Origin of the sequence: Pseudomonas sp. HY2-MNA-CIBAN-0224, from assembly GCF_040310285.1 — a bacterium.
Taxonomy (GTDB): domain Bacteria; phylum Pseudomonadota; class Gammaproteobacteria; order Pseudomonadales; family Pseudomonadaceae; genus Aquipseudomonas; species Aquipseudomonas helleri.
This window is the reverse complement of the sequence record NZ_JBEOPQ010000004.1, coordinates 15,476-39,867: the sequence shown is the minus strand read 5'-3', so window position 1 is coordinate 39,867 and position 24,392 is coordinate 15,476. Positions and strand designations below refer to the sequence as shown.

Genomic DNA, 24,392 nt, shown 5'->3' with positions numbered 1-24,392 from the left:
TTACCCATCCTGCCCCGTGCAGGATTTTTCGTTTCTGGAGAGTACCCCATGGCCGATATCGCCATTTTTGAAGACGATGCGTTCAGTGTTTCGTCGTTGACCGCTGCCATCAATGACCAAGAATACCTGCCGGGCCGTATCAGCAGCCTCGGCCTGTTTCGTGAAGAGGGCATCACCACCCTGACCGTGCAGATTGAAAAGGACGGCGACACCCTGGCACTGGTGCCAGCCGGTGAGCGAGGTACGTCGGGCTTGGTGGTCGCCGGTACCAAACGCCAAATGATCCCCTTCAACACCGTGCACTTGCCTGAGCGCTTCACCATCAAGGCTGATGAAATTCAGGGCATTCGCGCCTTCGGCACCCGCAGCGAGTTGCAAGCGGTGCAGGATGTGGTCAGCAAGCGCTTGGCCAAAGCCCGCCGCCAGTTGGACGCGACCCATGAATTCCAGCGCATGGGGGCCTTGAACGGGCAGATTCTGGATGCCGATGGCACAACGGTTCTGCTCGACATTTACAAGAGCTTTGGCGTCACCCGTAAAAAAATGTCCATGGGCCTGAACGATCCCGAAACCGAAGTGCGTGTTCTTTGCGCTGAAGCGCTGGACTTGCAAGAAGACGCGTTAGGCAGCATCACCAGCACAAGCTCGCGCAGCCTTTGTGGCAAGAACTTCTGGAGCAAATTAATCAGCCACACCTCGGTTAAGGAAACCTACCTCAACACCCAGCAGGCCGCAGCCCTGCGCGGTGACGCCCGAGAAAGCTTCGAATTTGGCGGCATCATCTGGGAGCGTTATCGCGGCAAAATCGCGGGCGTGTCGTTTATCCATGACGACAAGGCACTGCTGATCCCCGAGGGTGTACCCGACCTGTACATCTCGGTGTTTGCGCCGGCCGACTACATGGAAACGGTCAACACCCAAGGCATCCCTTATTACAGCAAAATCGAGCCATTGCCGTTCAACAAGGGCATGGCGGGTGAGGCTCAATCCAACCCGCTGCACCTGTGCACCCGGCCTTTGGCGCAGATCCTGCTGGAGCTGTGAGCATGGGCATTCGTGACCTGGTAGACGACATCAACAGCGTAGTGTTCGACGTACTGGCGGACACCGGGCACATCGAAGGCCGCGCCGAACCCGTGCTGGGGATGTTCTCGGCGCCGTGGAAACAGCCGCAGATCGGCCGCCTCAACACCGCCATTCGCGAGCCGCATTTTGTGGTGCGGGTTGCGGACTCGGACGGCCTGAGCAAAGGGCAGCTTGTCACCATTGACGTGCCCGCGCTGGACGGCGGTGGTGAGTACGACCTGTTGCAACTGGAGCCCAGTGGCGACGGTCTGGTGTCGTTGATCCTGAGGAAGCGAGCATGAGCATTGGCAGCTACAGCGAGGTCAAAACCAACAGCGGCATGCTGACGGTCCAAGTTTCGGCTGAGGACATTAAAGCCTTTGCCGACTTGGCTATCTTGGTGCCCAAAGCCGCTGCCAACGCGCAGCGCCGTGCGATCAACAAAACCTTGGGTTGGCTGCGTACGCACATCGCCCGCGCTGTGGGGCGTCAGGAAAAGATTGCCGTCAGGGCTGTGCGTCAGCGTTTGCGCAGCTATCCGGTCGCAGGGGGCTCTATGCGCGGCAAACTCTGGTTCGGGATTAACCCGCTGGAAGCCAGCCGGGCCGGGCGTGCACGACAGACCAAGGCCGGTGTGTCAGTGGCCGGTCGGCGTTATCGCGGCGCTTTTTACAAAAAGGTCTATGGCAATCAGGCCGATATCTGGATTCGCACCGCCAGTAAACACTTTGACAGGGCCGACTACCCCGACAGCGACGTCACCAGCAGCAAGGGTGTCAGTTCGGGCTGGATCGCGGAAAACAGCGACCGTCACCCGTTGGCCAAAGCCAAAATCTCGCTAGAAGCCGTGCGGCCGCACTTTGATAGTTGGAGTCGCAACGCCGACGAGCGCCTATTGCAAATACTGCGGTACGAAATGAATTACGAGCTGCAAAAATACTTGAAGGGGACGCGTCGTGTGTGAGCAGTCATTTAGCCTCGACGTGCTGTACCAGACCATCGAGCATCAGATCCAGCAGCACTTGCCCGGTGTCGAGCTGGTCAGCTTCTGGCCTGACATCAGCAACCACATCCCGCTGCCTGCGGTGTTTCTCGACATCGCCGAGATCGAGCCGGGCGCGGACATCGGTACCGGCGAAACCAGCCTGACCATCACCTTTGAGGCGCGGGTGATCGTCGACATCATCCGTGCCCAGCATTACCAACAGGCAGTGCACTTGGCCACGCAACTGGCCGTGCTGTTACGCACCCAGACATGGGGCTTGGAAGTCGAGCCCGCTGAGTTCCAGCGTTCGACCCAAGACTGGACCCGGCCGGAGCTGGACGGCTACACCGTGTGGTTGGTCGAGTGGACACAAAGGCTCTACCTCGGTGAAAAAGAATGGCCGTGGCCCGATCAACCACCGGGCGCGCTGCTGATCAGCGTCAATTACGCAGAGTACGTCGCGCCCGAGGATCTGTAATGAGCTACGCCAGTGCCGAACACGACCGCATGATTGCGGCCATGCTATTGCCTTGTTACGTCGTCGCGCTGGACTTGGCCGCGTCACCGCCGGTGTGCCGGGTGTCGACCGGCGACGACTGGACCAGTGCCTGGCTGCGCTGGCACAGCGGGGCGGCGGGCAAGGCGCGGCACTGGCGGGCGCCCAGCATCGGTGAGCAAGGGGTGTTATTGAGCCCAAGCGGGCAGGCGGCCATGGGCACTTTTATTCCGGGCCTGTACGGCAATGCTGGGGCTGCTCCCGATACCCGCGACCACGTCGAAGTCTGGCGTTTCGAAGACGGCGGGTCATTGATTTACGACTGGCAGGCCAAGAGCTACAGCATCACCTTACCCGGTGGCACCGTCACGATCAGCGTCGGGGGCAGTTCGGCGGTGGTGACCGGGAGTGGCGTGACGGTCACGGCCGGTGACATTGGCTTGATCGGCGCGGTCACCATCGACGGCCCGCTGACGGTGACCGGTGACATCACCGGGCTGGGCGCGATCATCGATACCACGGGCAACACCCCGAACCACAAACACTAAGCGATCACCCTTGACCCATCCGCCGCGAGCGGCCTTTTGCATGCCTGGAGAAACACATGGCCAAGACCTCAAATGAAAAATCCGCCCCGTTGCCGGAATCCCTAGACCAAGCGCCGATTGGGCCGGTGCGCGTGTTTCGTGACACCGTTTTTACCTCGCGCACCTTGATTCTACCGAGCGGCGCCTGTTTGGCTGTCGCCAAAGGCCAAGCCTGCGCTTTCGACGATGAACAGTATCAATACCTCGACGCCCACACAGACTTTGAACCCCTGACGGAGTAACCCCGATGATCGGAATGGATCGCCACACCGGCGCGGCCCTTTCCGGCGTCGACCATTTGCGCCAGTCCATCATCGACATTCTGACCACTCCGCTGGGCAGTCGGCGCATGCGTCCGGCCTATGGCTGCCAAGTCAGGCGCTTTGTCGACATGCCGGTCACGGCAGGCTGGAAAAGCTCGGTGCAGGCCGAAGTCGCCCACGCTCTCAACCTGTGGGAACCGCGCTTTAAGTTGCACGCCGTACGGGTCACCGAGGTGCTCAACGGCGTGATCAGCTTTGAGCTAAAGGGCGAGTACCTGGGCAATCGCGTTGCACTGGAGGTAAGGGCATGAGCACCGTGGACCTGTCGGCACTGCCGCCTCCGGAAGTGCTGGAGTCGCTGGATTTTGAAGACGCCTATCAAGAGGAACTGAGCGTGTTTCGTGCCTACATGGGCGACAACTGGAATGCGACGCTTGAGAGCGATCCGGTGGTCAAGCTGCTGGAGCTGGGGGCTTATCGCCGCCTGCAAACCCGGGCGCGGATCAATGACGGGGCCAAGGCCTTGTTGCTCGCTTACGCGCAACGCACCGACCTCGATCAATTGGCCGCCAACGTCAGGCTCAAGCGTTTAGTGGTTCAAGAAGCCAACGCCCTCAGTGTGCCGCCGGTACCGAAAGTCATGGAACTGGACGATGCCTTGCGTGAGCGCATTCAACTGGTTTACGAGGGCCTGACCACCGCCGGGCCGCGCAACAGCTACATCCTGCATGCGCGCAATGCCTCGGCATTGGTGGCCGATGCTCAGGCTGAAAGCCCAAGTCCGGCCCACGTGGTGGTGACGGTGTTGCATCTGGAGGGCAATGGCGTCGCGGATCAAGCATTGCTGGACAAGGTGTACAACCACCTCAGTGATGAAGACATACGCCCGGTCGGTGACCGGCTCACTGTTCAAAGTGCTGAGGTTCAGGAATACCGGATTGATGCCGTACTGCACATGGCGGGCACCGGCTCGGAGAACGAGGCCATTTTGGCTGAAGCAACTCGCCGACTGGCGGCGTGGATCAACCCGCGTCGGCGCTTGGGTGTTGAGGTGCCACGCTCTGCCGTTGATGCCCAGTTGCACATTACTGGTGTGAGCCGCGTCGACTTGCCGGGCTGGCAGGACATCCCCCGCGCTAAACACCAAGCGGCGTATTGCACCGGGTACAGCGTGATTCAAGGCGGTACCGGATGAGCCTGTTACCGCTGAACAGCACACCACTGGAACGCGCCATTGAAGCCGCGATGGACGACGTGCCGGTCATCCCGATCCGCACCTTGTACAACGCCCAAAGCTGCCCGGTGCACTTGCTGCTCCAGCTGGCTTGGGCGTGGTCGGTAGATCGATGGGACAACCGCTGGAGCGAGAAAATCAAGCGTGCGGCGATTGAATCGGCGTTCTACATCCATTCCCACAAAGGCACCATCGGGGCGTTGCGTCGGGTGGTCGAGCCTCTGGGTTATCTAGTGGAGGTTATCGAATGGTGGCAGACCCTGCCGCTGGGCGTGCCCGGCACCTTTGCGCTCAAGGTGGGCGTGCTGGAAACCGGCATTACCGAAGAGATGTACCGCGAACTGGTGGCCCTGATCGATGACGCCAAACCCCTGAGCCGATTGCTCACCGAACTGGTCATCAGCCTCGAAACCACCGGTGTCATCAACATTTACAGCTGCCTGTATGAGGGCGAAGTCATCGACGTGTATCCGCCTGCACCGCGTGACATTGAGGTGACCGGCCAGTTCGGCCCGGTGGGCCGCGAACATCAAATCGAAACCCTGGACGTGTACTCATGATTGATCAAAACAGCCAGTTCATGGCGATCCTCACCGCCGTCGGGGAAGCCAAGCAAGCCAATGCCGCTGCGTTGGGCATCCCGTGGACCTTCTCGCAGATGGGTGTGGGGGATGCCAACGGCACCGATCCGATCCCTGATCGGCTGCAAACCCAACTGATTCGCGAGCAGCGCCGGGCACCGCTTAATCAGGTCAAGATCGACCCGAAAAACAGCAACGTGATCATCGCCGAGCAAGTCATCCCGGAAAACGAAGGCGGCTGGTGGATTCGTGAAATAGGCCTCTACGACCTCGACGGTGATCTGGTAGCCGTAGCCAACTGCGCGCCCAGCTTCAAGCCATTGCTGGCCCAAGGCAGCGGCAAGACTCAAGTGGTGCGCATGAACTTCATCGTCACCAGTGCCGCCAACGTGGTGCTGAAAATCGACCCGAGTGTGGTGCTGGCAACTCGGCAATACGTCGATGAACGCATTATCGAAGTGCTGCCGCCGACCCGCCCAGCTGGGACCTATCAGAAGGTTACGATCAACGAACGCGGCATTGTCACTGAGGGCAGCAACCCTGACACATTGGAGGGCAATGGCATTGCCCTTGCGACTCAGCCCGAGGCCGAGGCCGGTAAAAACCATGTCAAACCGATGACACCGCTGCGGGTCGCTCAGGCTATTGCGAAAAACCCACGAGGGTTTATCGAGGGCGACAATTGCTCAGTCGCAGGCTTTACAGCCGGTGGCACCCTGCAATACATGAAAAGAAAAGACACGGGCGAAGTGGTTTTTTTGGCCTCCCGTAGAAACACCATTCTTGAAGGGGTGACCTACACCCCGACAGTCAACGAAGAAGCATCAGACAACCAGATCGCCAATACCGCGTTCGTGACAAGAGCCGTTTCACGCGTTCCAAAAAATGTGGCGGCGATGGGGGAGGATGGATGGTGGCGGTGTGCAGACACCGGCTTTATACGCCAACGCAGAAAAATCCTGGTGAACGATGTTACCCCGGGCACCCGAACTGATGTGGTGTGGGCGTTGCAGTTCCCCAATGAATGCTCATCGGTGGTTATTACCTTTGGCCAGTCCAGCGCCGTCACCTCACCGGCCAGAGCGTCAGCGATGTATGTCGTCGCGGCAAAGAGTACGCACGCCTGTCAAATAGCGTTTCACGAATGGGTGAGCGAAGTTCAAGCCGTCGATTTAACCCTGTTTATTCAGGCGGAGGGTTATTAGACATGACCTGGTACTTTGACAAAAAAACACTGGGTTTTCCGAACAGCGATGCGTCCGGGGAAAGGACCGTATTGATCGCCGACCCTGATTGGGTCTATGACCCGGAACGGGACGAAGACACGACACCGCCTTTGGTCCGCATCGCCAACCCGGACTGCAAACTGCCGCCAGACGAGCAATTGATTGCGTTGTCTGACGAGGACTACCGATACCTGTTTGACGGCATTACGCGCGGTATGCGCGCCGTATTAGACGAAAACCAAAAACCGATCCTCATCGCTGCGCCTCAGGCACCTCCTCTAACGCAAGAGGCCGTAGAAGCAAACCGTATGCGTGCTTATGCGCATCCCATCACAGGGACAGATCGACTGTTTTCCGAAGTTTTACGCATGCAGAACATGGGTGAATCTGGTTGGGAGGCCGTGCGCGACAAAGCGATCGAGCGTTTCAATGAGATTCAGGTGCAATTCCCTTGGCCTGAACCCCCCCCCCGCAAACAATAATCTCCTTCTCATCCTACGGCCCCGCATTGCGGGGCTTTGTCGTTTCTGGAGCATCAATTCATGAGCACAACAAGCCGCTTTCACGGCGTGACCGTGACGCTGGTCGACACGGGCGCGCGCTTCATCGCGCTACCGTCCACCTCGATCATCGGGCTGGTCGACACCTTCACCCCCGGCGAGACCGCGACCGCACAACCCAACGACTTGGTGCTGCTCACCAGCGAGCGCGAAGCGGTGGCCGCGTTCGGCGACGACTCAGCCATCACCCGTGCCGCCAAGGCCGTGTTTATCCGCGCCAAAGCGGTGATCGTCGCCTGTGGCGTGGCCAAGCTGGATGACCCGGCGTTGCAGACCTCGGCCATTATCGGCGGGGTGTTGGTCTCGGGCCAGCGTACCGGCCTGCAAGCGCTGCTCGATGGCAAAAGCCGTTTCAACGCCCAGCCACGGTTGTTGATCGCGCCTAAACACTCGGCCACCCAAGCGGTGGCCACGGCCATGGATGCACTGGCCGGCAAGCTGCGGGCGATTGCCATCGTCGACGGCCCCAACACCACCGATGAGGCGGTGCTGGCTTATGCGAAAGAGTTCGGCAGCAAGCGCGTATTTATGGTCGACCCCGGTGTGCAGCAGTGGGACACGCTACTCAACAAAACCGTCGATGCCCCGGCCTCGGCCTTTGCGGCGGGCTTGTTTGCCTGGACCGATACCGAGTACGGCTTCTGGGCCTCACCGTCCAACAAAGAGCTGGTCGGGATCACCGGTACCACGCGCCCGATTGAGTTTCTGGACGGCGACGAAACCTGCCGCGCCAACCTGCTCAACAACGCCAACATCACCACCATCATCCGCGATGGCGGCTATCGCCTGTGGGGCAACCGTACCCTGTCGGCCGATGCGAAGTGGTCGTTTGTCACCCGCGTGCGCACCTTGGACATCGTGATGGACGCCATCTTGTTCGGGCACAAATGGGCGGTTGACCGCTCGATCACCAAAACCTACGTAAAGGACGTCACCGAAGGCCTGCAAGCCTTTATGCGTGACCTGAAAAATCAGGGGGCGGTGATCAACTTCGAAGTGTTTGCCGACCCTGAACTGAACACGGCCAGCCAGTTGGAGCAGGGCAAGGTGTACTGGAACATTCGTTTCACCGATGTACCGCCTGCCGAAAACCCAAATTTCCGTGTTGAAGTCACCAACCAATGGCTGACCGAAGTGCTGGAAACCACCGCCTGAGGAGGCCGCAATGATTCCGCAAGTGTTGAGCAACACCAACCTGTTCGTCGACGGCATCAGTTTTTCCGGCGACGTGCCCTCACTGACCCTGCCCAAAATGACCCTCAAAACCGAAGGGCATCGCGGCGGCGGTATGGCCGGTGAAATCGAAATGGACATGGGCCTTGAGAAAATGGAGGCCAACTGGACCACCACCGGCGTGCGCCGTGAATCGCTCAAGTACTTTGGCCTGTCCGACCAGACTGGCTGCAACGCCGTGTTTCGTGGCTCGTTCAAAGGGCTCAAGGGCCAGATCACCCCGGTCATCGCCACCCTGCGTGGCCTGCTCAAAGAAGTCGACATGGGCGACTGGAAACCCGGCGACAAAGCCGAGATCAAGCACGGGATGGCCGTGCACTACTACAAGCTCGAAATCGACGGTCGGGTGATGTACGAAATCGACATGGTCAATTGCGTGCGCGTGATTGATGGCGTCGATCAACTGGCCGCCGAACGTAACGCCATTGGCCTCTGAGGACATAACCATGACGACTCCCGATAAAAACCCGATCCCGGCATGGCTGACCCTGAGCGACGAAGGCGTCACCGTGATGTTGCGCTACGCCTCGGAACTCAACCACGTCAAAACCGACTCGCTATTTATGCGGGCCCCGACCGTGCGCGATGTGCGTGCCGCCGTGGCCACCTCGGGCAACGACGCCGAGAAGCGTGAAATGTCGCTGTTTTCCAGCTTGACCGGTGTCGGTGTCAAAGACCTTGAAGCCCTGAAACTGTTGGACTGGGGGCGCCTGCAGGAAGGCTATTTTCGTCTGGTCAATGAAGACGAACTGCACGCCCAAAACCCTCAAGTACCTGGCTAAGCGTCTGGCCGTAGAGCTGAATTTCTCTGCCGCCGAGATCGTCGACATGCCGTTTTCGGAAATGGTCTGGTGGCTCACGGAGTGAGCTGCTGCCGGGCATTCACAGGGTAGGGCAAGCACATGGCCAACAAACTGGCACTCGGCCTCGTCATTGGCGGCGCGGTCAGCTCCACCGTGGGCAGTGCCTTTAAAGACGTTGAAACCCGAGTTAAAAAACTGCAAGCCACCGGCGCCAAAGCCCGCGTGCTGCAACGCACCATTGGCGACACCATGCGCCTGCGTGACGAATGGAAAAAAGCCCATGACAGCGGTGCCGCCGGTGCAACCACGTTACTCAACCGACTTAACGCCAACCTCGACAGCTTGCGCAAGCAGGGCATTGAGGTCGGGCGGCTCGACAAGGCCTACCACGCACTGGGCAGCACGGCGAACAGCGCCGAACTCAAGGCCAAAGGGCATAACCAGCTCAGCGAAGGCCGGGCGGGGCTCAAAAGCACCTTGGGCAAAGCCGCCATTGGCGTGGCGGCCTTGGCGGTACCGACCAAAATATCGGCCGATTACCAAGCTCAGATCCGCCAAATGTCGATCTGGGCGCACACCGCCGGTACCGATGCCGAACAGCAAATGGCTGACAAAATCACCCACGTCGCCACCCGTAAAGGCATGAGCCAAAAAGCCTTGGCCAGCGCTGTGAGCGGCTTGATTGAAAAGGGTATCGACTGGGAAGAGTCGGTGGATTACGCACCACTGATCGCCGACCTGATCGATGGCCAAGGCATGGAAGGCGAGACCATCGCCACCCTGTTCAGCGCCTTCAAAGAGGCGGGCGTGGCCAAAGAAGACATGGGCGCGATCCTTGGCCAAGTGGCCGCCGCCGGTGACATCGGCGCCTTTGGCCCCAAGGACATGGCCAAGTACATGCCAGCCTTGCTTGGCACCATCAAACGCCTCGGCATGGAAGGTCCCGAAGCCGTGCGCTTTCTCGGTGCCAGCCTGCAATCGCAGTACTCACAGACTCAAGATGCCGCTGCTGCCGCGACCAACATGGACAACCTGCTTAACGCGGTGATCAGCAGCACCAGCCAAGAGCGTTTCGCCAAGGCCGGGTACGACCTGACCGGCTCCATTCTGGCCGCTACCCAGAGCGGCAAAGCCGATAACCCGGTCGAGGCGTTCATCCTGCTCAGCGAAAAACTGATCGCCAAGCAGGATCCGCAAAGAGCCAAACGCGTCGAAGCCCTCAAAGGCAAGATACAGGCGGCCAAAGCAGGCAGCGTTGAAGAAGAGCAGGCCATGGTCGCGCTGATTCAGGCGGCAGGGCTGGCCTCTATCGTCAGCGATAAAAGCGCCAGTGCCGGGCTGCTCGCGCAGATCAAATACGGCAGCAAGATCAAGCAAGACATGTCCGACATCAAGGGCACCGACGGCCAGATCAAAATCGAGAAAGACGCGGCCGATGCCCGCGCCACCTCGGCTGCGAAATGGGGCTCGGCCGCAGCGAGCATGGAAGCGTCAATGACCCGGATCGGCGACGCGTTGCGCCCGCTGACAGACATGGCCGCCGATGGCCTGACCAAGGTCGGTAACGGCATTGCCGCACTGGCGGGCGAGTTTCCGAAAGTCATTAGCGGTACCACGTTGGCGGTCAGCGCCATTGGGGTAGTCGCGGCTGCTTTCAGCGCCTTCAAAATGGGCAAGGGCTTGGTCAACATCGCCCGTGGCGTGATGGGCGCCCGCGACAAGAACGACATTCAAAAAGTCTTCGTCACCAATGCCGACGGCAGCGATGACAGCCGACCGGACAGCAAAAGCTCCAAACTCCTGAACATTGCTGAAATCGGCCTTAAAGCGTGGAGCGGCAAAAAAGAGAACGAAAGCGAAGGCGAAGGCGAAGGCGACGAAAAGGCAGGCTTCGACCCTATCGAAACCGGCCTCAAAGTGCTCGACGTCCTGCGCGAAGCCAAAGGTGATGACGACGAAGACACAGGCCCGCAAAAAGTCTTCGTGGTCAACGCAGGCGACATGGGCGGTAGAGCAGGGCGTGGCAGCCGTCGCAATCGCGGCAGCAACCGTAACAACCGACGACGTGCTGGTGGTGGTCACCCACCACGGCCGCCAATGCCTCCAGCCCCCGCGCCCGGGCGTGCAGCACGGGCAATGAACCTGGTGGGCAAAGCAGGCAAGGTCATCCCCGGCGCCGCCCTGTTTGAAGGCGGCTTGCGCATCCTCGACACCTACCAGAGTGCCGAAACCCAAGACGCCAAAGCCGAAGGCTACGGCGCAGCGGCGGGCAACATGGCCGGTGCACTGGCAGGCGCAGCGGCGGGTGCGGCTATCGGCTCCGTGGTACCGGTGCTGGGCACTGCCATTGGCGGTGTAGTCGGCGGCATCCTCGGCAGCATGGGCGGCGAAAGCTTGGGCGCCATGCTCGGCAAATCATGGTTCGGCAGCGACACCGAAAAAACACCTGCGGCTGTTCTCACGTCGGTGCCTTACAGCTCCCGGTTAACCCAAGGCGTGCCCGGCGCCGTCAACATGGGCGCCGTGGTGCGGTCATTCACCAACGGCCCGGCGACCGGCCCGCTGGCCATGCCGCCTACCGTAGAGCCAGTGCTTAAGGTTGAGCCGCCGAAAATCCAGCAGAAAATCGACATCTCGGCGCCGTTGCAGATCACCGTCAAAGGTGACGTCAAAGACCCGGCCGCGTTGGCCCGTGAGCTGCAACCGCACCTGCAGCAGCACATGGAACAATTCGGCCAGCAACTGTCGAGCCGCAACCTGTATGACGAACCGCACGTGGGATAAGGAACCAACATGAGCTACCTGGAACAACTGCAAGCAGGGCTTAAATACCTGACGGCAGCCGCTGTCACCGGGCGGCGCAGCTTCGATGGCATGTTAGGACCGCTCAATGGAGCGATCAGCGAAATCACCGGCGCCGCCTCAGAACTGGGTGACTTGCCCTTTATCAACCCGCAGACCGCCGACAAGGCCCAGCGGCTGATGCGCGGCATCAACGCCGCGCAAGCCAAAGTCGGCTCCGTCGTCGCCACCTACAACAAAGGCGTGCGGGCAGCTTCGCAAATAGAAGAACGCCTCGGCACCCTCAAACAGCAAGCGGGCAAAGCTGCCACCGCCATCAACAAAATCGCAGGCAAGGCCAACCCCGCGCTGGGCAGCATCATCCCCACCGCAGCGTTTGGAGGCGACCTGACACCGGCCATGGAATCGGTCAAACCGTTCCCGCACCTGCTGATCATTCAACCGCTCAAAACCGGAGCCAAGCCGTACTACTTCAACCTGGATACCGCCGCCTTTGAAGAGCTGGTGCGCTCAACCGAGTTTCGCTGGGCCTCCCAAGAACGCCTCACCCGGCGACCGGCGCAGCAGGCCATCGGCATGGGCAGCGAACGCATCACCCTCAAGGGCGCGATCTACCCAGGCTTCAAAGGCGGCCTAAAACAACTGGATACCCTGCGCAGCATCGGCGCCCAGCTCCAGCCGCTGGGCCTGACCACCGGCTACGGCGACGTACTGGGCAACTGGTGTTTAAAAAACATCGAAGAAGAACAAAGCGCCTTCCTGCAAGGCGGCATCCCCCGTAAACAGAGCTTTACCTTGGAGTTTGTACGCTATGGCGACGACCTGCAGAACCGCTAGCGGTGACGTGCTCGACACCCTCTGTCAGAACTACTACGGCCACCTCAACGGCACGGTCGAAGCCGTGCTCGATGCCAACCAAGGGCTGGCCGATGAGGTGCAGCTGTATCGGGCCGGGGTGGTGATTCACTTGCCAGATGTGGTGGGGGCGAGTGAGGAGGGGGTGATGTTGTGGGGGTGATCATCGGACTCGAATAGCAAGGCCGTCTCAAAATCTTGCCCGCCGTAATAAATGCCAATGATAAAAACCTGCTTGCCATCAACGGCAAAAGCAATCACGGCCCGCTTGCGATAGTTCGTTATACGCAAACCTGGGCGTATATCGTCGCGTTGATTTCCTCGCAGGGGAAACGTTCGTAAATCTTCGCAGTAGGCCACGATAGCGTCGGTGTAGCGTTTGGCAACTTCTGGGGACGCCGCCGTGGCTATAAATCGGTAGAGCGCCGTCAATTGCTCCACAGCTTCAGGTGAATACTCAATGGAATACGCCATCAAGATTCGGTCGTTGCGTTCTGATGCTCTGCTGCTAACCGGGCACGCACCTCATCGATGCTTAATGCACGAGAAGGGTCTGCTTTTAGGGCATCGTAAGCGGGAGCTACTTGGCCGACAAGCCAGCTTTCCAGCGCGCGGTCACGGGCCATCAACGCTCGTAGGCCGTCACGAATGACTTCGCTTTCAGTGGCGTACTCACCGGCAGCAACTTTAGCTTTCACCGCTTCTGCCATCTGAATGGGCAGAGTGATACTGAATTGTTGAGTGCTGCGCATGATAAGCCTCCCGGGCTGAGTAGGTTTTAATCCTACTCCATCCTTAAAGCCAAACCTAGCGACTCCTTGGCAGCGTATGACATGCGGTCATGTTCCATACATGCTGCCCGCATGCAGCCGTTTTGCCCTTCACGCCCTGCCTTGTGCGGGGCTTTTGTCGTCTGGAGCATTTATGACCCCCACCTTTCGCATCGTCGCAGACGGCGCTGACATCACGTCGCTGATCAATGACCGCCTGCTATTACTGCGCACCACTGACAAACCCGGCATGGAGTCCGACGACTTCGAACTGCGCATCGATGACCGAGACAGCGCCGTTTCTTTGCCAAATCGCGGGGCCAGCATCGAAATCTTCCTCGGCTACACCGGCACAGCGCTAACCCGGTTGGGCCGTTACACCGTGGATGAAGTCGAACTGTCAGGCCCACCCGACACGTTGGTGATCCGAGGCAAAGCCAGTGACATGCGCGGCAGCGGCAAAACCACACGCAGTGGCAGTTGGGAAGGCGTCAGCCTGGGCAGCATCGTCAACGACATAGCAGTGCGAAATGGCTGGTTGCCCATCTGCCCGGTGACGACCGAAGTGCCCCGGGCTGATCAACTGAGCGAGTCAGACTTCAACTTCATCACCCGGTTGGCCAAGCAATACGACTGCACCGCCAAAGTGGCCGACGGCCTGTTACTGGTCATGCCGCGCCAAGCGGGGCAGAGCGCAAGCGGCAAGCTCTTGGGCGCAGTCACATTGACCCGCAGCGACGTAAGCCGTTGGCAGTTTCGTTTAGCCGATCGCAGCGCCCACAAAGCCGTGATGACCAAACATCAGGATCCAAACACCGGCCAGTTGCACATCATCACCCTCAACAACGAAGACGCGCCTGAGGGACTGCCCCCCGTGCACACCGACCGGCATATCTACCCCAACAAATCCGCCGCCGAACAAGCGGCCAAAGCGCGGCTGACAGCCTTCAACCGTTCTACCGCTGCTGTTCGACTGGAAATGCCCGGGCGCACCGATCTGTTCGCCGAGCGCAGCATCAACGCCCAAGGCTTCAAGACGGGGCTAGATGGCGAGTACCTGGTGGACTCGGTAGAGCAGGTTTTCACCCAAAGCGGCTGGAGCACCACCGTTGAATGCAACGGGGGGAAACAAGGGAAAGCCAAGGCCGGTGGTTTAAAGCCAGCGGTGCCGCTGAAAATCGTTGACCTCTAACCATCAAAACCCCAAACCCAACCCGCCTTGAGCGGGTTTTTTCGTTAGGAAAACCCCATGTCGATTACGCGGCAACAACTCCTGCAGATCCTCCCAAACGCCGGCCAATTCGCCGGCGTTTTTGTACCCGTCATCAACGCCGCCATGGTTCGCTATCAAATCATTGGCCCCCAGCGTACTGCCGCGTTTATCGCCCAGATCGGCCACGAATCGGGCCAACTGCGATACGTGCGCGAATTGGGTGGTAATCACTACCTGAGCAAATACGACACCGGCTCACTCGCCCAACGCTTGGGCAATACCCCTGAGGCCGACGGTGACGGTCAGAAATACCGTGGCCGAGGCCTAATCCAAATCACCGGCCGCACCAATTATCAAGCGTGCGGCGAAGCCTTGGGCATTGATCTGCTCAACCATCCCGAGCTGCTCGAGCAGCCACAATATGCGTGTTTGTCTGCAGCGTGGTATTGGGCAACCAATGGTCTGAACACACTGGCCGATGCCGGGCACTTCGACACCATCACGCGGCGCATCAACGGCGGCCAGAATGGCGCTGCCGAACGCAAAGTTCTGTACGCCCGGGCACTAAAGGTGTTGGCGTGAATGTCGAGGCGGTGAAGCGGGGAGGGGCATTAGCCATCATCCTAGCGCTAATGACTGGCAGCGCGTGGGTGGCGTGGAAGTGGCAGGCAAACGCCTACGGCAAAGAGCTGGCCACACAGAAAGCCGCGCATCAAACCGTACTCACCCATCTGGCCAACACCAATTCGGCGTTAATCCTAGAAGAGCAGGGCAAGCGCTTCGCTTTGGAGCAATGGCTGGCAGCCAGCGAACAATCTCACTACCGAGCTCTGAGTGATGAAAAAATCCATCAAACCCGCCTGCGCGATCGCCTTGCTACTGCTGACCTGCGGCTGTCAGTCCTACTCGACGCCACTGACGCAACTGGTTGTGACCGAATGCAAGCCCCCACCGGCACCGGCGGCGTGGTTCATGGAACCCATCGCGCCCAACTTGACCGAGCGCATGCTCAACGAATTATCGGAATCACCGGCGACGGCGACCAAGGACTGATCGCCCTGCAGGCTTGTCAGGCCTACGCAAAAGAAGTCTCAAGCACACAGTAAAAGGAGCGGCCGACACTGGATGCATCAACATCCAGCCCGGCCACCGAACCCGCAGTTCAGACCTGCAAGCCCCGCCAAGGCTCCCGCTCTGTGCACAAAGCGCAGCGAGCCTAGCACCTGAATCTAAAAAACAGAAAGGACTTGCACGCAATGACTTCACCCATCATTCCTTGGATGGGCGGCAAACGCCGTCTGGCCGACCGTTTGCTGCCACTTTTCCCACCTCATGAATGTTATGTCGAAGTGTTTGCAGGCGGTGGTGCGCTGTTCTTTATGCGCCCGCAACCTGCTCCAGTCGAAGTGCTTAACGACATCAACGGCGAACTGATAAACCTCTACCGCGTCGTACAAAACCACCTGGAAGAATTCGTGCGCCAATTCAAATGGGCCCTCAGCTCCCGGCAGATATTCGCGTGGCAAAAAATGGCCCGCCCGGAAACCCTGACCGACATCCAGCGCGCAACGCGATTCTTCTACCTGCAGCATCATGCCTTTGGTGGCAAAGTTTCCGGCCAGACCTTCGGCACCGCAACAACCGCACCGGCAATCAACCTGCTACGCATCGAAGAAAACCTCTCAGCCGCCTGGCAACGCCTTGCAGGCACCTACATTGAAAACCTACCGTGGCTTGAGTGCGCAGAGCGTTACGACCGGCCGCACACCTTCCACTACATGGATCCACCTTACTGGCAGACGGCAGGGTATGGCGTCGACTTTCCGTTTGAAAACTACGAGCGCATGGCTGATTTTATGCGACGTTGCAAAGGCAAGGTCATGGTCAGCATCAACGACCACCCGGATATTAGGCGGGTGTTTGAAGGGTTTCATTTTGAGATGACGGAGATTCGGTACACGACCACGAATCAGCGGCAGGGGAAGGCTGAGGTGACGGGGGAGCTGATTGTGATGAATTGGGTTCCAGAGGCGTTGGGAGGTTTGTTTTAGGTTGGTAGGTTTGAAACCGATAGCAGTCCGTGACGAAGGGCTGCTATGGGCCAGAAGCGGACAGTTATGCTGGGTTAGCAACCCTTCCTTGTAGCTTGATGGCGTCTACGAAACTAAGGGCAATTTAAAGCACGGCGTTCTTCAGCAACCATCTGCATGTTTTGCCCCGTAGGTTGCTTGGTCCACAGTGTATTTTTCTCCAGCGCTCGAGGAAAGTTGCTTAATGAGGCCTTTGCACGAGAAGCCCATCATATTGAGATACTGCTTCGCTGACCTCACCGCCTGCTGGTTCCAGTCAATGTTCATGCTGTCCACTGCTATCGTAGCGTCAGAAACGTCGAAACCCTCTCCAGCATCAGATGAAAGCTGATGAATAAGCCCATTCCGTGAGAAGCCCGTCATGCTGAGATACTGCTTCGCTGATCTGACTGCATTATTTTGAGGTCCAGTCAAATCTCCAGCCCATGAGGGAGCAGCAGCAAAAAAAGTGACAGCCAATATTACTTTCAAAAAATTCATCGGAATATCTCCAGAACCCATGCAGAGCCTCTAACGGCCTTAAAATTCTTGTCTTACGGCTCAACTTTACATGAAACGTCCCTTTGAGGGGACTGAGCGAATTTCCTCGGTTTTCACCTAGTCAATCAGTGTCCGCATCTGCGGCGGTAGGCCAAAAGTCACGTTTATTGCGAGAGTCATTTTTTCCTTGATTACTAAGCTACTGGACGACGTTGAACTCAACAGACTCGTGGCTAACTAGACAAGCCGCCTTCTTGTCGACGCCATTTACTTTTAAGTCATAGGTTAGGCGTACTGAGCCATTCGGTGCTTCGTAAAAGCCTTGGTTGGCAATTGTGGCACCGGGCAGTTTCTCAGCCAATTGGCCTGCACAAAGAGGTTCAGCATACGCACGGGATACCGGCTCACCCGTCGCAGGCGTACCCATCTCGATCTGTGTCCGCGTGTAGAAGGTGTTGTAAAGCTGGCCGCTTCTCACATCTTTGCACTGGACATAAAACTTCGGGTCCACTGGGTCAGAGTCGATATCGGGCATCGCATACTCAACTGAGGAGCACTTCTCCTGCTTGCGGTGCATTTCAACCAGCGGAGCGAGCAGCGGTTGCCACTGAGCAAACTTGTCCAGTTTCTTGCAACCTTCCTCGCAGCCGCCGATCTTTTCGGGAATGGCACCAGGTGTGATCGGAGCAAGGTGAAGTACATTCGCTGGCTTGGATTCCTGACCACAGCCGGCCAAGAGCACGGTGACGCTTAAAAAGATGAGATACTTCAATGCGGAGTTTCCTTTTTCCGTCAATTAATATTTTTCGAGGCTTCGCTTTGCTGAGCTGATGCAATCGCCGTATCCGCTAGCGTCCTCGCTGTCAGCGTAAACTTCATCGCAGATCTGCTTCGCTTGCTGCGTGAGGATGCTGTATGTGCCGGTGGATTGCAGGCTGAAGTATTCGCCGCAATTATGGCGGCGATAATCAAACCCAAAGCTATCAGCGTATGACGGGACTCCATGCTTCGGTTTCCTCGAATAGTTCGTCAGTCGTTGTCCTTCCCTACCGTCACTCCATCCACTGTCAGGGTCAGGAAAACAGGCCAAGTTGAATCGTTCTTGATATCCCACACATAAAAGTGCTTGCCGGGAGTGCCCATGATCTGTGAGTTGTCCTCGACCTGGCATCTCGCCTGCTCATCCGGCGCAATTACCTGGACGGCGTAACGCGGACGGCCGTTATCTAAGTATACGGACCAGCCTGTCGCCGAAATCGAGAGCCGGGGGGCAGAGTGATTTTGTGCTCGTTTTTGTCACTGCTCATCATCTTTTCCTCGAACTTGTTGCTGCATTGATAAAGCGTTCATAAGTCCCCGGCCATGGACTCCTCAAGCTAGGCCCAAGCAAGCTTCTTAATGGGCAATATTGAAGGGCAGCAACCGGCCAGAAGCAGTCAGTCACACATGACGATTATCAACCCCGAGCAGGCATGCGAAAATCGAGGCGGGTATACAATAAGCTATCGTCAAGCGCCATCAGTTTTTCCTATTATGGAGATACTGCTATTGAGGTGGTGGGTGTGCCCGCGGTCTTTATGTTGAGGAAGTTCTGCAAGTCTAGGAAGTGCAAACCACCTAGTTGAGATTTCAGCTAGTCAGCCTTCACAACAGACTCAACTTGTGCGGTGGTTAGCGGGGTAAGCTCAACTGCTAATGCTGTTTTGGCGAAAAGCTTGTTAATCAACGCTGCGAGCCGAGGGGAATTCGAGTCGCTCGAAATCGCTCGACATGCGTCAAGGAAGTGCTGGGTCGCCGTGCCGAAGTGAGCGTCGTAAGTCGACCGTTGAAGACACATTTCAATCATCCGCCGCATGAACCGACGCAGCGTGTCTACTTCCATACTTCGTATTGCAGCATCGAAATCCGCTACCGTAGCCCGCTTCATAGCCAACTCCTGTAGTGTCCCCCAACCCCGGTTATTTATGATGTCGAGACAAGCGTCGACTATGGTTGTGCTCGCTTGGGTCCGAGCTTTGGCAGCATTAAACGCTGCCTGAATATCTGGATGGATCGGGTTGTTGAACGGGTTGTCATCCTCTACGTACTGGTAATTCTCCTCCTCGAAGGCGGTTATCCACGCATTGATGATTGCATGGCCAAGCGCTTGCCCCTCAGGGAACTCGCAGAGCGCGTCAAAGAGCTGGGTCGCGATGTAGGGGTCCAGCAATTCGGCGCAGGCGGGGAACTGGCCGGCTTCAGCCAGCAGATCGGCGTCGCTTAGCCGATGGTCCCAAAACGCCCGCTTTAAGAAGTCGTGCGCAGTCTCCCTGGCTTGTAGCGACTGCGTCCCAGCGATGAGCCGGTCAATGATGGCCTGCACACGCTCCGCGTCGAACAGTCCGGACTCCAAAAAATCGACGAGCACTTTCTCGAACTCGTCGCAGCCGTGAACGCCGAGTTCTTGCATGAGCAAGCGCCAACTGTCCTCGAGCTTCTCCTGCTCAGTCAGCTCTGCGTTATTGTCCCGGCCGAAATGCATCCAGTCCGGATTCGCCACGTTCAGCGCGAATTGGAAATCGGGCCCGTCTGGGATGCCGCGGTAGTGGATCGTGGAAAACAGGACGATCGACGGCACCACTCGCGCCAGGATCGCTTGGTCCAAATCTCGACCAGCCAAAATCTGGTTGGCGGTTTTCAGCACTTTGCCCACTATGCGGATGTTGGTGAGCCCGCAGATCGCAATGGCTCGATCCAGCCCCTGCGCGTATTTCGATGGCGTCAGCTTGATGGCTATCGAGAACGCCTCCTCCGGGGAGGTCTGTAGCCTGACTTCCTCGTCGATGACCTTTTCGCGGAAGGTCTCCCACAGCTTCGCCTGGCCGCCATCCGTGGATAGCTGGTCGTCGTTCAACACTAAGAGGAACCTCACGTTGAACTGCTTGGAGTAGTCGTCGATGAAGCCCAAGACCTCGTCGATACCGAGCTTAGTGTGCTTGCGTTCAATGTCGTCGATGACTATTAGCTTGTTTCGGAGCACGACCGGGGCCATCAACAACACGTTGAGGTCCTTGAGGGCGGCCATCGCCTTGTAGTGCTGCGAGGCGGCGGACATGCCTGCGTTAAAGAGGTTTTTAATACCGTCGAAAACGCCGCCATGAGACTCAACGCCGGGAATTGCCGACTCGATCAGTTTGCGCTTAATTTGGTCGACGCTCGAGAGACCAAACAACGACACGTAGAGAGCCTTCTTGGCCTTCTCGTCGGCAGAGGCAGTTCTGACCTCGTTCCACAGATGCGTCTTGCCTGTGCCCCACTTCCCCGACAGCGCTATGACGCTGTTGTCGTCCTGCCCTAACAAGCGGAGCAATCGTTCCTTCGTTTTTGATAGAGACATACTCTCCTCCTTTGTTGAACGCAAAAATCGCCCTTGTCGATTTATACCGGTGCTAAACGCTGCAATGGGTATAAAGACTCCCCTCCCGAGCGGCAGCTTTCGGCCAAGAGCAGACATTCAAGGCATCTACTCAATTGGGGTCGATTCACTCAACGAATTTTTCATACGCACGTTTTTCGCACAAAGCGTCCCACGTTTTCTGTGGGATCAATTTGCTTGCCCAGCCATAGTAGCCCCATGTCTTCGCGATATCTTTTTGCCAGCAGTCGTCACACATTAGCGAATGAACATGAACTTCGCCACTTATGATGTCTTGATAAATAACATGAAGACTCTGAGGGTTGTTACAATAGCATTTAAATGCTTTCTCTCTCTTGCGTTCATGAAGCGGCCCAATGAGCCGCTCATAGATTTTTGGATGACATTTTTTAAGGCGTTGATTTACTGAATCAAGAACATCAATTCGGCTATTGTTAATAGCGTTGTCGCGTAGCCTCAGTAGACTTTTTTCAGAGTCATATCTTCCCTGGTTGATTCTAGAAACAACATCACTCATACATGGCCTCTATGTGACTTAAGGGTAAGATTTAACTTTCCCCAGCATCAAGTAAGCTATTTATTATTTTAACGCATCCAATATTTCTAACGTCAATGACAACCTCAAACTCGCCCGATTGATCTGAAAAATAGGCGTGTTTTTTTGAAATCTTGGTCTCCAAAACCACTCTTTCGCTATTTTTAAACCATGACTGACCAATATAATTTTTGAATGCAAAAGCATCGGCTATTCGTTTGCATGTGGTCCATGATTGACCATAGTTCGCTGAATTGAATTCGGCTATATCTGTACCTCTGTAAAGGACAACTATGTCTGGTAGCTTGTTAATGTCATTGGGTCTTAATTCTTCGTCAAGAATTACCTTGGGATACCAATTCTCATTTTCTTGGCGCGTAAATAACTGGTGGAGTCCATTATAAGCAAATGAGCAAAATGCGTGCCTTAATGAATCGAGCACAGAGACTGCTTCGGCCTCAAAAAGAGTCTTAGACAATTCGGCGCTATACTCATTTATTTCTTTTTCAGCAGGACTATCTTCAAATGAGTTGCGACTAGGTGTATAGTCAAGTTTGTTTTGGGCGCGAATAGAATGTATAAAAAAAGAAATGGCAGATTCAAATTGCTCCCTATATGGCAATAGAGCGTGCCCAGTGACCTTAAAGTCAATGGATTCAAGCAAAATTTTCATTTCTTGAGATATGAATCTCTGATCTTCCGTTGATAACATAGTGGACCATTCTCTTGTGATCTGACACTGATCGTCAAACCCACGCTAAAACCTATTACAGCTTTTCAACCAAAAAGCTGAGTTACTTTGACGATCATTGACACATCGACCGACCTCTCTGCCGCTCAATATAAGCGTGGTCGGGCCTTTCATAGTTGGAGTTCAACTATTCCTTCGTCGTAGAAACGTTCAGATTGTTGAACCAAGGCAACATCATTCACTAGTTCCTCACATCTTCCAAATCTTCTAAAAAAACGGTTAAGATTGCAGGCATAAATTGTATACCCCCCTTTATCGGAGCATTCGACATACAGCCTTTCACACTTAACGATGTGCTCGTCATAGTCGTCAAAATGGGGATGAACAATACGGAACAAGTTAGAGTTATTTGGGTAATTTACTCGACTGGCTACTAAGATGGGGTCAGCCAGAGTTTCACGCTTGGATTTGTACTCATTGCAGTCAGGGCAAATTACACATAGGTTCTTCGGCTCAAACATGAACCCTAAATGCTGTGATTTTGGCACGATATGTTCAATCGGCGCCCCCGCGGCAGAACGATTTGAAACTGGGCCTAGGCAATATACACAAATAAGACGCTGGGCATTGCGATAAAACTCCCGAATTTCACGCCGAACAGGAAGCAGATCATCATCCCCCCAGTTTTCGTGTGAGAATCCTTCCGTATTTATTTTAGCCTGTATCAAGCCCTGCGCTTCTTCACTAAGTGTTACTGCATTATTGAGTGTCGGCATAAGTCTCACACAGCGTGGCAACTGAATGAATTAGTTCTTTTACAGGGTCGTTATGTTCTAACTGACTATTGAACTCAAGTAAGCGCCTCAGTTCATTATTTGAAGATTCGTCCATTTTTTTGCTATATTTTACTTTTGCCAACAAGTTGAACGCTAGTCGCGAAATATATTCATTCATTATCCCTGGCGCGTCAAAAAGTTCGGCCAGTTGGAAGTCAGCCGACTTATCATGAAAGTCCTCTGCGCGATACAACTCTCTTCTAGAAAGAGATGTGATGTAACATCCAGGTCCTTTCAGTCTTGAGATTACTTGGGGGGAATGGGTGGCGACGATAAACTGACATCCTCTATACCTTGCGAAAGAAGATGTGAGGAGCAACATAAACTCTTCCTGCCATCTTGGGTGCAAACTAATTTCGGGCTCATCTATCAGAATTAGCGACCCATCAGTAATATGTCCCGCGATTCCTAACATAAGGACCAGCAAGCACTGCTCACCCGAACTTGCCTTTTTCAGGGAAAGTTCACCAAAATCTTTTTTCTGCAGCCTTAAATCCATAAGACGCATTAAGCCAACATCCAGAAGAACTATAATGGCGCGAATGTAAGAAATGTCTGCGTCATATCCATCAATTGTAAGCGCAGAAACTGAAAAGTGAGCCTTAAGCTCCAGCGCTCGCCGTTCCTGAAGAACTTCGTTTATTTTTACCATCGAGTCAAGCACTTCTAGGCGCCTACCTAGAGGAAGACTTTCCAGAAGGTCATAATATCGCTCATCAATTTGGATGCCGTGTTCGCGATCCAATCGCCTTAGCTCAATTGCTAGGCTGCTCCCTTCAATACGTGATACTTCATAACTACTATGACGGGCCTTCAGATATCCTGGTTTCAACACAAAGCTAACAACAGGATAAAATTTTAATGATTCGAAAACTGACTGTAGATCATGTGTGCCGCTGCCATCAGAAAGTTTCTCAAGGAGCCCCTTGGACGCAGATGAAATTAGAGATATTGCAGATGATGATTGATAAATACCATCGCTACGCATTCCAACGTAGCGATAGTTTCTGCTTGAGACACCATTCCGCCTACGAGGACTTGGGAATTTATCGAACGGGCTAGTTGATACCGCGATAACTTTTGAGTGATACTCCAAAGCAACACTCAAGTTGGTTAGCTCTAAAAGAAGCCGGCTTTTACCGATGCCATTTTTACCCACGACTACAGTAAATGTATTGCTGATTTCTGGTAGTTCGTGGTCGGGAGCTAGCCTTACCATTGCGCCATCAAAGTCTATGGTAGTTAATCGTGTTGCCATTATTATGAATCTCCATTTCAGACTACAGATATAGACACTGGAGTGCTCGTGGGGCAGTCATGGCCAAGCGTCATATCGAGCATGGTCTTACTGATACGTGTCCTTTCCAATCCCTCTTTCACTGTCTCGATCGTTTGAGAGACTACGGGCGACGGATTATACAATACTGGCAATATCATGGCTTTGGGAGTGGGCAGCTTGCAAATGCTGATTATCACGCAAAAATGCGGCTAGAGAATGTTTTGATGCCCGCAGTCCGCACGTCATTACGAGACTCAACTCAAGCCTTGGTATCAGCCTTGGGAGGTTAGATCGTTCTGGCGCTGAGTGACCGCAGTTGGCCGATTTTTGCCGTTCGTGACGGGCAGCAACCGGTCAACAGCGGCCTCTCTCAGGGCAAAGACTCGCGATGGC

The 24,392-nt window shown here is 55.9% G+C and carries 30 protein-coding genes; 21 read left to right on the top strand and 9 right to left on the bottom strand.

The window, feature by feature from the left end:
* Window positions 1-48: 48 nt before the first annotated feature.
* The 17 genes from AAEZ03_RS04130 to AAEZ03_RS04050 all read left to right on the top strand — a co-directional run bounded on the left by AAEZ03_RS04130 (window position 49) and on the right by AAEZ03_RS04050 (window position 12,853).
* Window positions 49-1,044: a major capsid protein gene (locus AAEZ03_RS04130; protein ID WP_153338332.1), complete on the top strand. Its 996-nt coding sequence runs from the start codon at window positions 49-51 to the stop codon at window positions 1,042-1,044.
* A gap of 2 nt (window positions 1,045-1,046) precedes the next feature.
* Window positions 1,047-1,367 (top strand): head-tail joining protein, encoded by a 321-nt coding sequence (locus AAEZ03_RS04125; protein WP_350576301.1) that lies wholly within the window; start codon window positions 1,047-1,049, stop codon window positions 1,365-1,367.
* Entirely contained in the window at window positions 1,364-2,029 is a 666-nt protein-coding gene (locus AAEZ03_RS04120; protein ID WP_350576298.1) for a hypothetical protein, read from the top strand. Before AAEZ03_RS04125 ends, AAEZ03_RS04120 begins: the two co-directional genes overlap by 4 nt.
* The gene (locus tag AAEZ03_RS04115; RefSeq protein WP_350576295.1) at window positions 2,022-2,528 is read left to right on the top strand and encodes a hypothetical protein; all 507 of its coding nucleotides are present in this window, start codon (window positions 2,022-2,024) and stop codon (window positions 2,526-2,528) included. The genes AAEZ03_RS04120 and AAEZ03_RS04115 overlap by 8 nt, the downstream gene beginning before the upstream one ends.
* Entirely contained in the window at window positions 2,528-3,094 is a 567-nt protein-coding gene (locus AAEZ03_RS04110) for a phage baseplate assembly protein V (RefSeq protein WP_350576292.1), read from the top strand. Before AAEZ03_RS04115 ends, AAEZ03_RS04110 begins: the two co-directional genes overlap by 1 nt.
* A gap of 56 nt (window positions 3,095-3,150) precedes the next feature.
* A complete protein-coding gene (locus tag AAEZ03_RS04105) occupies window positions 3,151-3,375 on the top strand; it encodes a hypothetical protein (protein WP_278939429.1) in 225 nt (74 codons plus the stop codon).
* A 5-nt stretch (window positions 3,376-3,380) separates the two neighbouring features.
* Entirely contained in the window at window positions 3,381-3,707 is a 327-nt protein-coding gene (locus AAEZ03_RS04100; RefSeq protein WP_350576289.1) for a GPW/gp25 family protein, read from the top strand.
* On the top strand, window positions 3,704-4,591 hold the full coding sequence (locus AAEZ03_RS04095; RefSeq protein WP_350576286.1) for a baseplate assembly protein: 888 nt from the start codon (window positions 3,704-3,706) through the stop codon (window positions 4,589-4,591). Before AAEZ03_RS04100 ends, AAEZ03_RS04095 begins: the two co-directional genes overlap by 4 nt.
* On the top strand, window positions 4,588-5,190 hold the full coding sequence (locus AAEZ03_RS04090; protein ID WP_350576283.1) for a phage tail protein I: 603 nt from the start codon (window positions 4,588-4,590) through the stop codon (window positions 5,188-5,190). Before AAEZ03_RS04095 ends, AAEZ03_RS04090 begins: the two co-directional genes overlap by 4 nt.
* Entirely contained in the window at window positions 5,187-6,416 is a 1,230-nt protein-coding gene (locus tag AAEZ03_RS04085) for a phage tail protein (RefSeq protein WP_350576281.1), read from the top strand. Before AAEZ03_RS04090 ends, AAEZ03_RS04085 begins: the two co-directional genes overlap by 4 nt.
* Window positions 6,417-6,418: 2 nt before the next feature.
* A complete protein-coding gene (locus AAEZ03_RS04080) occupies window positions 6,419-6,919 on the top strand; it encodes a hypothetical protein (RefSeq protein ID WP_350576278.1) in 501 nt (166 codons plus the stop codon).
* A gap of 60 nt (window positions 6,920-6,979) precedes the next feature.
* Window positions 6,980-8,152 (top strand): phage tail sheath subtilisin-like domain-containing protein, encoded by a 1,173-nt coding sequence (locus tag AAEZ03_RS04075; RefSeq protein WP_350576275.1) that lies wholly within the window; start codon window positions 6,980-6,982, stop codon window positions 8,150-8,152.
* A 10-nt stretch (window positions 8,153-8,162) separates the two neighbouring features.
* Window positions 8,163-8,666, top strand: coding sequence for a phage major tail tube protein (locus tag AAEZ03_RS04070; RefSeq protein WP_153338341.1), 504 nt, complete (start codon window positions 8,163-8,165; stop codon window positions 8,664-8,666).
* Window positions 8,667-8,676: 10 nt separating this feature from the next.
* Window positions 8,677-9,012, top strand: a complete 336-nt coding sequence (locus AAEZ03_RS04065; RefSeq protein WP_350576271.1) for a phage tail assembly protein — start codon at window positions 8,677-8,679, stop codon at window positions 9,010-9,012.
* 120 nt (window positions 9,013-9,132) lie between these two features.
* Window positions 9,133-11,817, top strand: coding sequence for a phage tail tape measure protein (locus AAEZ03_RS04060; RefSeq protein ID WP_350576268.1), 2,685 nt, complete (start codon window positions 9,133-9,135; stop codon window positions 11,815-11,817).
* A gap of 9 nt (window positions 11,818-11,826) precedes the next feature.
* Window positions 11,827-12,672: a phage tail protein gene (locus AAEZ03_RS04055; RefSeq protein WP_350576265.1), complete on the top strand. Its 846-nt coding sequence runs from the start codon at window positions 11,827-11,829 to the stop codon at window positions 12,670-12,672.
* Complete coding sequence (locus AAEZ03_RS04050; RefSeq protein WP_350576262.1) at window positions 12,647-12,853, top strand: tail protein X; 207 nt, start codon at window positions 12,647-12,649, stop codon at window positions 12,851-12,853. Before AAEZ03_RS04055 ends, AAEZ03_RS04050 begins: the two co-directional genes overlap by 26 nt.
* On the opposite strand, the gene AAEZ03_RS04045 is transcribed toward AAEZ03_RS04050, so the two are convergent.
* A complete protein-coding gene (locus tag AAEZ03_RS04045) occupies window positions 12,799-13,164 on the bottom strand; it encodes a type II toxin-antitoxin system RelE/ParE family toxin (protein ID WP_350576259.1) in 366 nt (121 codons plus the stop codon). The two genes, AAEZ03_RS04050 and AAEZ03_RS04045, sit on opposite strands and share 55 nt — an antisense overlap.
* Window positions 13,164-13,442 carry a ribbon-helix-helix domain-containing protein gene (locus tag AAEZ03_RS04040; RefSeq protein WP_350576256.1) on the bottom strand — a complete coding sequence of 93 codons (279 nt, stop codon included), beginning with the start codon at window positions 13,440-13,442 and terminating at the stop codon, window positions 13,164-13,166. The genes AAEZ03_RS04045 and AAEZ03_RS04040 overlap by 1 nt, the downstream gene beginning before the upstream one ends.
* Window positions 13,443-13,614: 172 nt before the next feature.
* Between AAEZ03_RS04040 and AAEZ03_RS04035 the strand changes: the two genes are divergently transcribed.
* The 4 genes from AAEZ03_RS04035 to AAEZ03_RS04020 all read left to right on the top strand — a co-directional run bounded on the left by AAEZ03_RS04035 (window position 13,615) and on the right by AAEZ03_RS04020 (window position 16,724).
* Window positions 13,615-14,652 (top strand): phage late control D family protein, encoded by a 1,038-nt coding sequence (locus tag AAEZ03_RS04035; protein ID WP_350576253.1) that lies wholly within the window; start codon window positions 13,615-13,617, stop codon window positions 14,650-14,652.
* Window positions 14,653-14,709: 57 nt separating this feature from the next.
* Window positions 14,710-15,255: a glycoside hydrolase family 19 protein gene (locus AAEZ03_RS04030; protein WP_350576250.1), complete on the top strand. Its 546-nt coding sequence runs from the start codon at window positions 14,710-14,712 to the stop codon at window positions 15,253-15,255.
* A complete protein-coding gene (locus tag AAEZ03_RS04025; protein ID WP_350576247.1) occupies window positions 15,252-15,779 on the top strand; it encodes a lysis protein in 528 nt (175 codons plus the stop codon). The genes AAEZ03_RS04030 and AAEZ03_RS04025 overlap by 4 nt, the downstream gene beginning before the upstream one ends.
* A 150-nt stretch (window positions 15,780-15,929) precedes the next feature.
* Window positions 15,930-16,724: a DNA adenine methylase gene (locus AAEZ03_RS04020; RefSeq protein ID WP_350576244.1), complete on the top strand. Its 795-nt coding sequence runs from the start codon at window positions 15,930-15,932 to the stop codon at window positions 16,722-16,724.
* A gap of 141 nt (window positions 16,725-16,865) precedes the next feature.
* On the opposite strand, the gene AAEZ03_RS04015 is transcribed toward AAEZ03_RS04020, so the two are convergent.
* The 7 genes from AAEZ03_RS04015 to AAEZ03_RS03985 form a co-directional block, all read right to left on the bottom strand.
* Window positions 16,866-17,243: an Ltp family lipoprotein gene (locus AAEZ03_RS04015; protein ID WP_028237301.1), complete on the bottom strand. Its 378-nt coding sequence runs from the start codon at window positions 17,241-17,243 to the stop codon at window positions 16,866-16,868.
* 199 nt (window positions 17,244-17,442) lie between these two features.
* Complete coding sequence (locus AAEZ03_RS04010; RefSeq protein ID WP_350576241.1) at window positions 17,443-18,015, bottom strand: hypothetical protein; 573 nt, start codon at window positions 18,013-18,015, stop codon at window positions 17,443-17,445.
* An 861-nt stretch (window positions 18,016-18,876) separates the two neighbouring features.
* Entirely contained in the window at window positions 18,877-20,619 is a 1,743-nt protein-coding gene (locus AAEZ03_RS04005) for a P-loop NTPase fold protein (RefSeq protein WP_350576238.1), read from the bottom strand.
* Window positions 20,620-20,764: 145 nt separating this feature from the next.
* Window positions 20,765-21,175, bottom strand: a complete 411-nt coding sequence (locus AAEZ03_RS04000) for a hypothetical protein (RefSeq protein WP_153376276.1) — start codon at window positions 21,173-21,175, stop codon at window positions 20,765-20,767.
* A gap of 31 nt (window positions 21,176-21,206) precedes the next feature.
* Complete coding sequence (locus tag AAEZ03_RS03995) at window positions 21,207-21,905, bottom strand: hypothetical protein (RefSeq protein WP_350576235.1); 699 nt, start codon at window positions 21,903-21,905, stop codon at window positions 21,207-21,209.
* Window positions 21,906-22,054: 149 nt separating this feature from the next.
* Complete coding sequence (locus AAEZ03_RS03990) at window positions 22,055-22,660, bottom strand: HNH endonuclease (protein WP_153376272.1); 606 nt, start codon at window positions 22,658-22,660, stop codon at window positions 22,055-22,057.
* Complete coding sequence (locus tag AAEZ03_RS03985) at window positions 22,644-23,978, bottom strand: AAA family ATPase (RefSeq protein ID WP_228393882.1); 1,335 nt, start codon at window positions 23,976-23,978, stop codon at window positions 22,644-22,646. Before AAEZ03_RS03985 ends, AAEZ03_RS03990 begins: the two co-directional genes overlap by 17 nt.
* Window positions 23,979-24,392 lie beyond the last annotated feature (414 nt).

Coding starts and splice junctions, on each gene's coding strand:
- AAEZ03_RS04095 (WP_350576286.1), top strand. CDS start 3,704: ATGAGCACCGTGGACCTGTCGGCACTGCCGCCTCCGGAAGTGCTGGAG.
- AAEZ03_RS04075 (WP_350576275.1), top strand. CDS start 6,980: ATGAGCACAACAAGCCGCTTTCACGGCGTGACCGTGACGCTGGTCGAC.
- AAEZ03_RS04085 (WP_350576281.1), top strand. CDS start 5,187: ATGATTGATCAAAACAGCCAGTTCATGGCGATCCTCACCGCCGTCGGG.
- AAEZ03_RS04130 (WP_153338332.1), top strand. CDS start 49: ATGGCCGATATCGCCATTTTTGAAGACGATGCGTTCAGTGTTTCGTCG.
- AAEZ03_RS04110 (WP_350576292.1), top strand. CDS start 2,528: ATGAGCTACGCCAGTGCCGAACACGACCGCATGATTGCGGCCATGCTA.
- AAEZ03_RS04050 (WP_350576262.1), top strand. CDS start 12,647: ATGGCGACGACCTGCAGAACCGCTAGCGGTGACGTGCTCGACACCCTC.
- AAEZ03_RS04055 (WP_350576265.1), top strand. CDS start 11,827: ATGAGCTACCTGGAACAACTGCAAGCAGGGCTTAAATACCTGACGGCA.
- AAEZ03_RS04090 (WP_350576283.1), top strand. CDS start 4,588: ATGAGCCTGTTACCGCTGAACAGCACACCACTGGAACGCGCCATTGAA.
- AAEZ03_RS03990 (WP_153376272.1), bottom strand. CDS start 22,660: ATGCCGACACTCAATAATGCAGTAACACTTAGTGAAGAAGCGCAGGGC.
- AAEZ03_RS04120 (WP_350576298.1), top strand. CDS start 1,364: ATGAGCATTGGCAGCTACAGCGAGGTCAAAACCAACAGCGGCATGCTG.
- AAEZ03_RS04065 (WP_350576271.1), top strand. CDS start 8,677: ATGACGACTCCCGATAAAAACCCGATCCCGGCATGGCTGACCCTGAGC.
- AAEZ03_RS04040 (WP_350576256.1), bottom strand. CDS start 13,442: ATGCGCAGCACTCAACAATTCAGTATCACTCTGCCCATTCAGATGGCA.
- AAEZ03_RS04035 (WP_350576253.1), top strand. CDS start 13,615: ATGACCCCCACCTTTCGCATCGTCGCAGACGGCGCTGACATCACGTCG.
- AAEZ03_RS04080 (WP_350576278.1), top strand. CDS start 6,419: ATGACCTGGTACTTTGACAAAAAAACACTGGGTTTTCCGAACAGCGAT.
- AAEZ03_RS04125 (WP_350576301.1), top strand. CDS start 1,047: ATGGGCATTCGTGACCTGGTAGACGACATCAACAGCGTAGTGTTCGAC.
- AAEZ03_RS04100 (WP_350576289.1), top strand. CDS start 3,381: ATGATCGGAATGGATCGCCACACCGGCGCGGCCCTTTCCGGCGTCGAC.
- AAEZ03_RS04020 (WP_350576244.1), top strand. CDS start 15,930: ATGACTTCACCCATCATTCCTTGGATGGGCGGCAAACGCCGTCTGGCC.
- AAEZ03_RS04105 (WP_278939429.1), top strand. CDS start 3,151: ATGGCCAAGACCTCAAATGAAAAATCCGCCCCGTTGCCGGAATCCCTA.
- AAEZ03_RS04030 (WP_350576250.1), top strand. CDS start 14,710: ATGTCGATTACGCGGCAACAACTCCTGCAGATCCTCCCAAACGCCGGC.
- AAEZ03_RS04000 (WP_153376276.1), bottom strand. CDS start 21,175: ATGAGTGATGTTGTTTCTAGAATCAACCAGGGAAGATATGACTCTGAA.
- AAEZ03_RS03995 (WP_350576235.1), bottom strand. CDS start 21,905: ATGTTATCAACGGAAGATCAGAGATTCATATCTCAAGAAATGAAAATT.
- AAEZ03_RS04045 (WP_350576259.1), bottom strand. CDS start 13,164: ATGGCGTATTCCATTGAGTATTCACCTGAAGCTGTGGAGCAATTGACG.
- AAEZ03_RS04070 (WP_153338341.1), top strand. CDS start 8,163: ATGATTCCGCAAGTGTTGAGCAACACCAACCTGTTCGTCGACGGCATC.
- AAEZ03_RS04015 (WP_028237301.1), bottom strand. CDS start 17,243: ATGAATTTTTTGAAAGTAATATTGGCTGTCACTTTTTTTGCTGCTGCT.
- AAEZ03_RS04005 (WP_350576238.1), bottom strand. CDS start 20,619: ATGTCTCTATCAAAAACGAAGGAACGATTGCTCCGCTTGTTAGGGCAG.
- AAEZ03_RS03985 (WP_228393882.1), bottom strand. CDS start 23,978: ATGGCAACACGATTAACTACCATAGACTTTGATGGCGCAATGGTAAGG.
- AAEZ03_RS04060 (WP_350576268.1), top strand. CDS start 9,133: ATGGCCAACAAACTGGCACTCGGCCTCGTCATTGGCGGCGCGGTCAGC.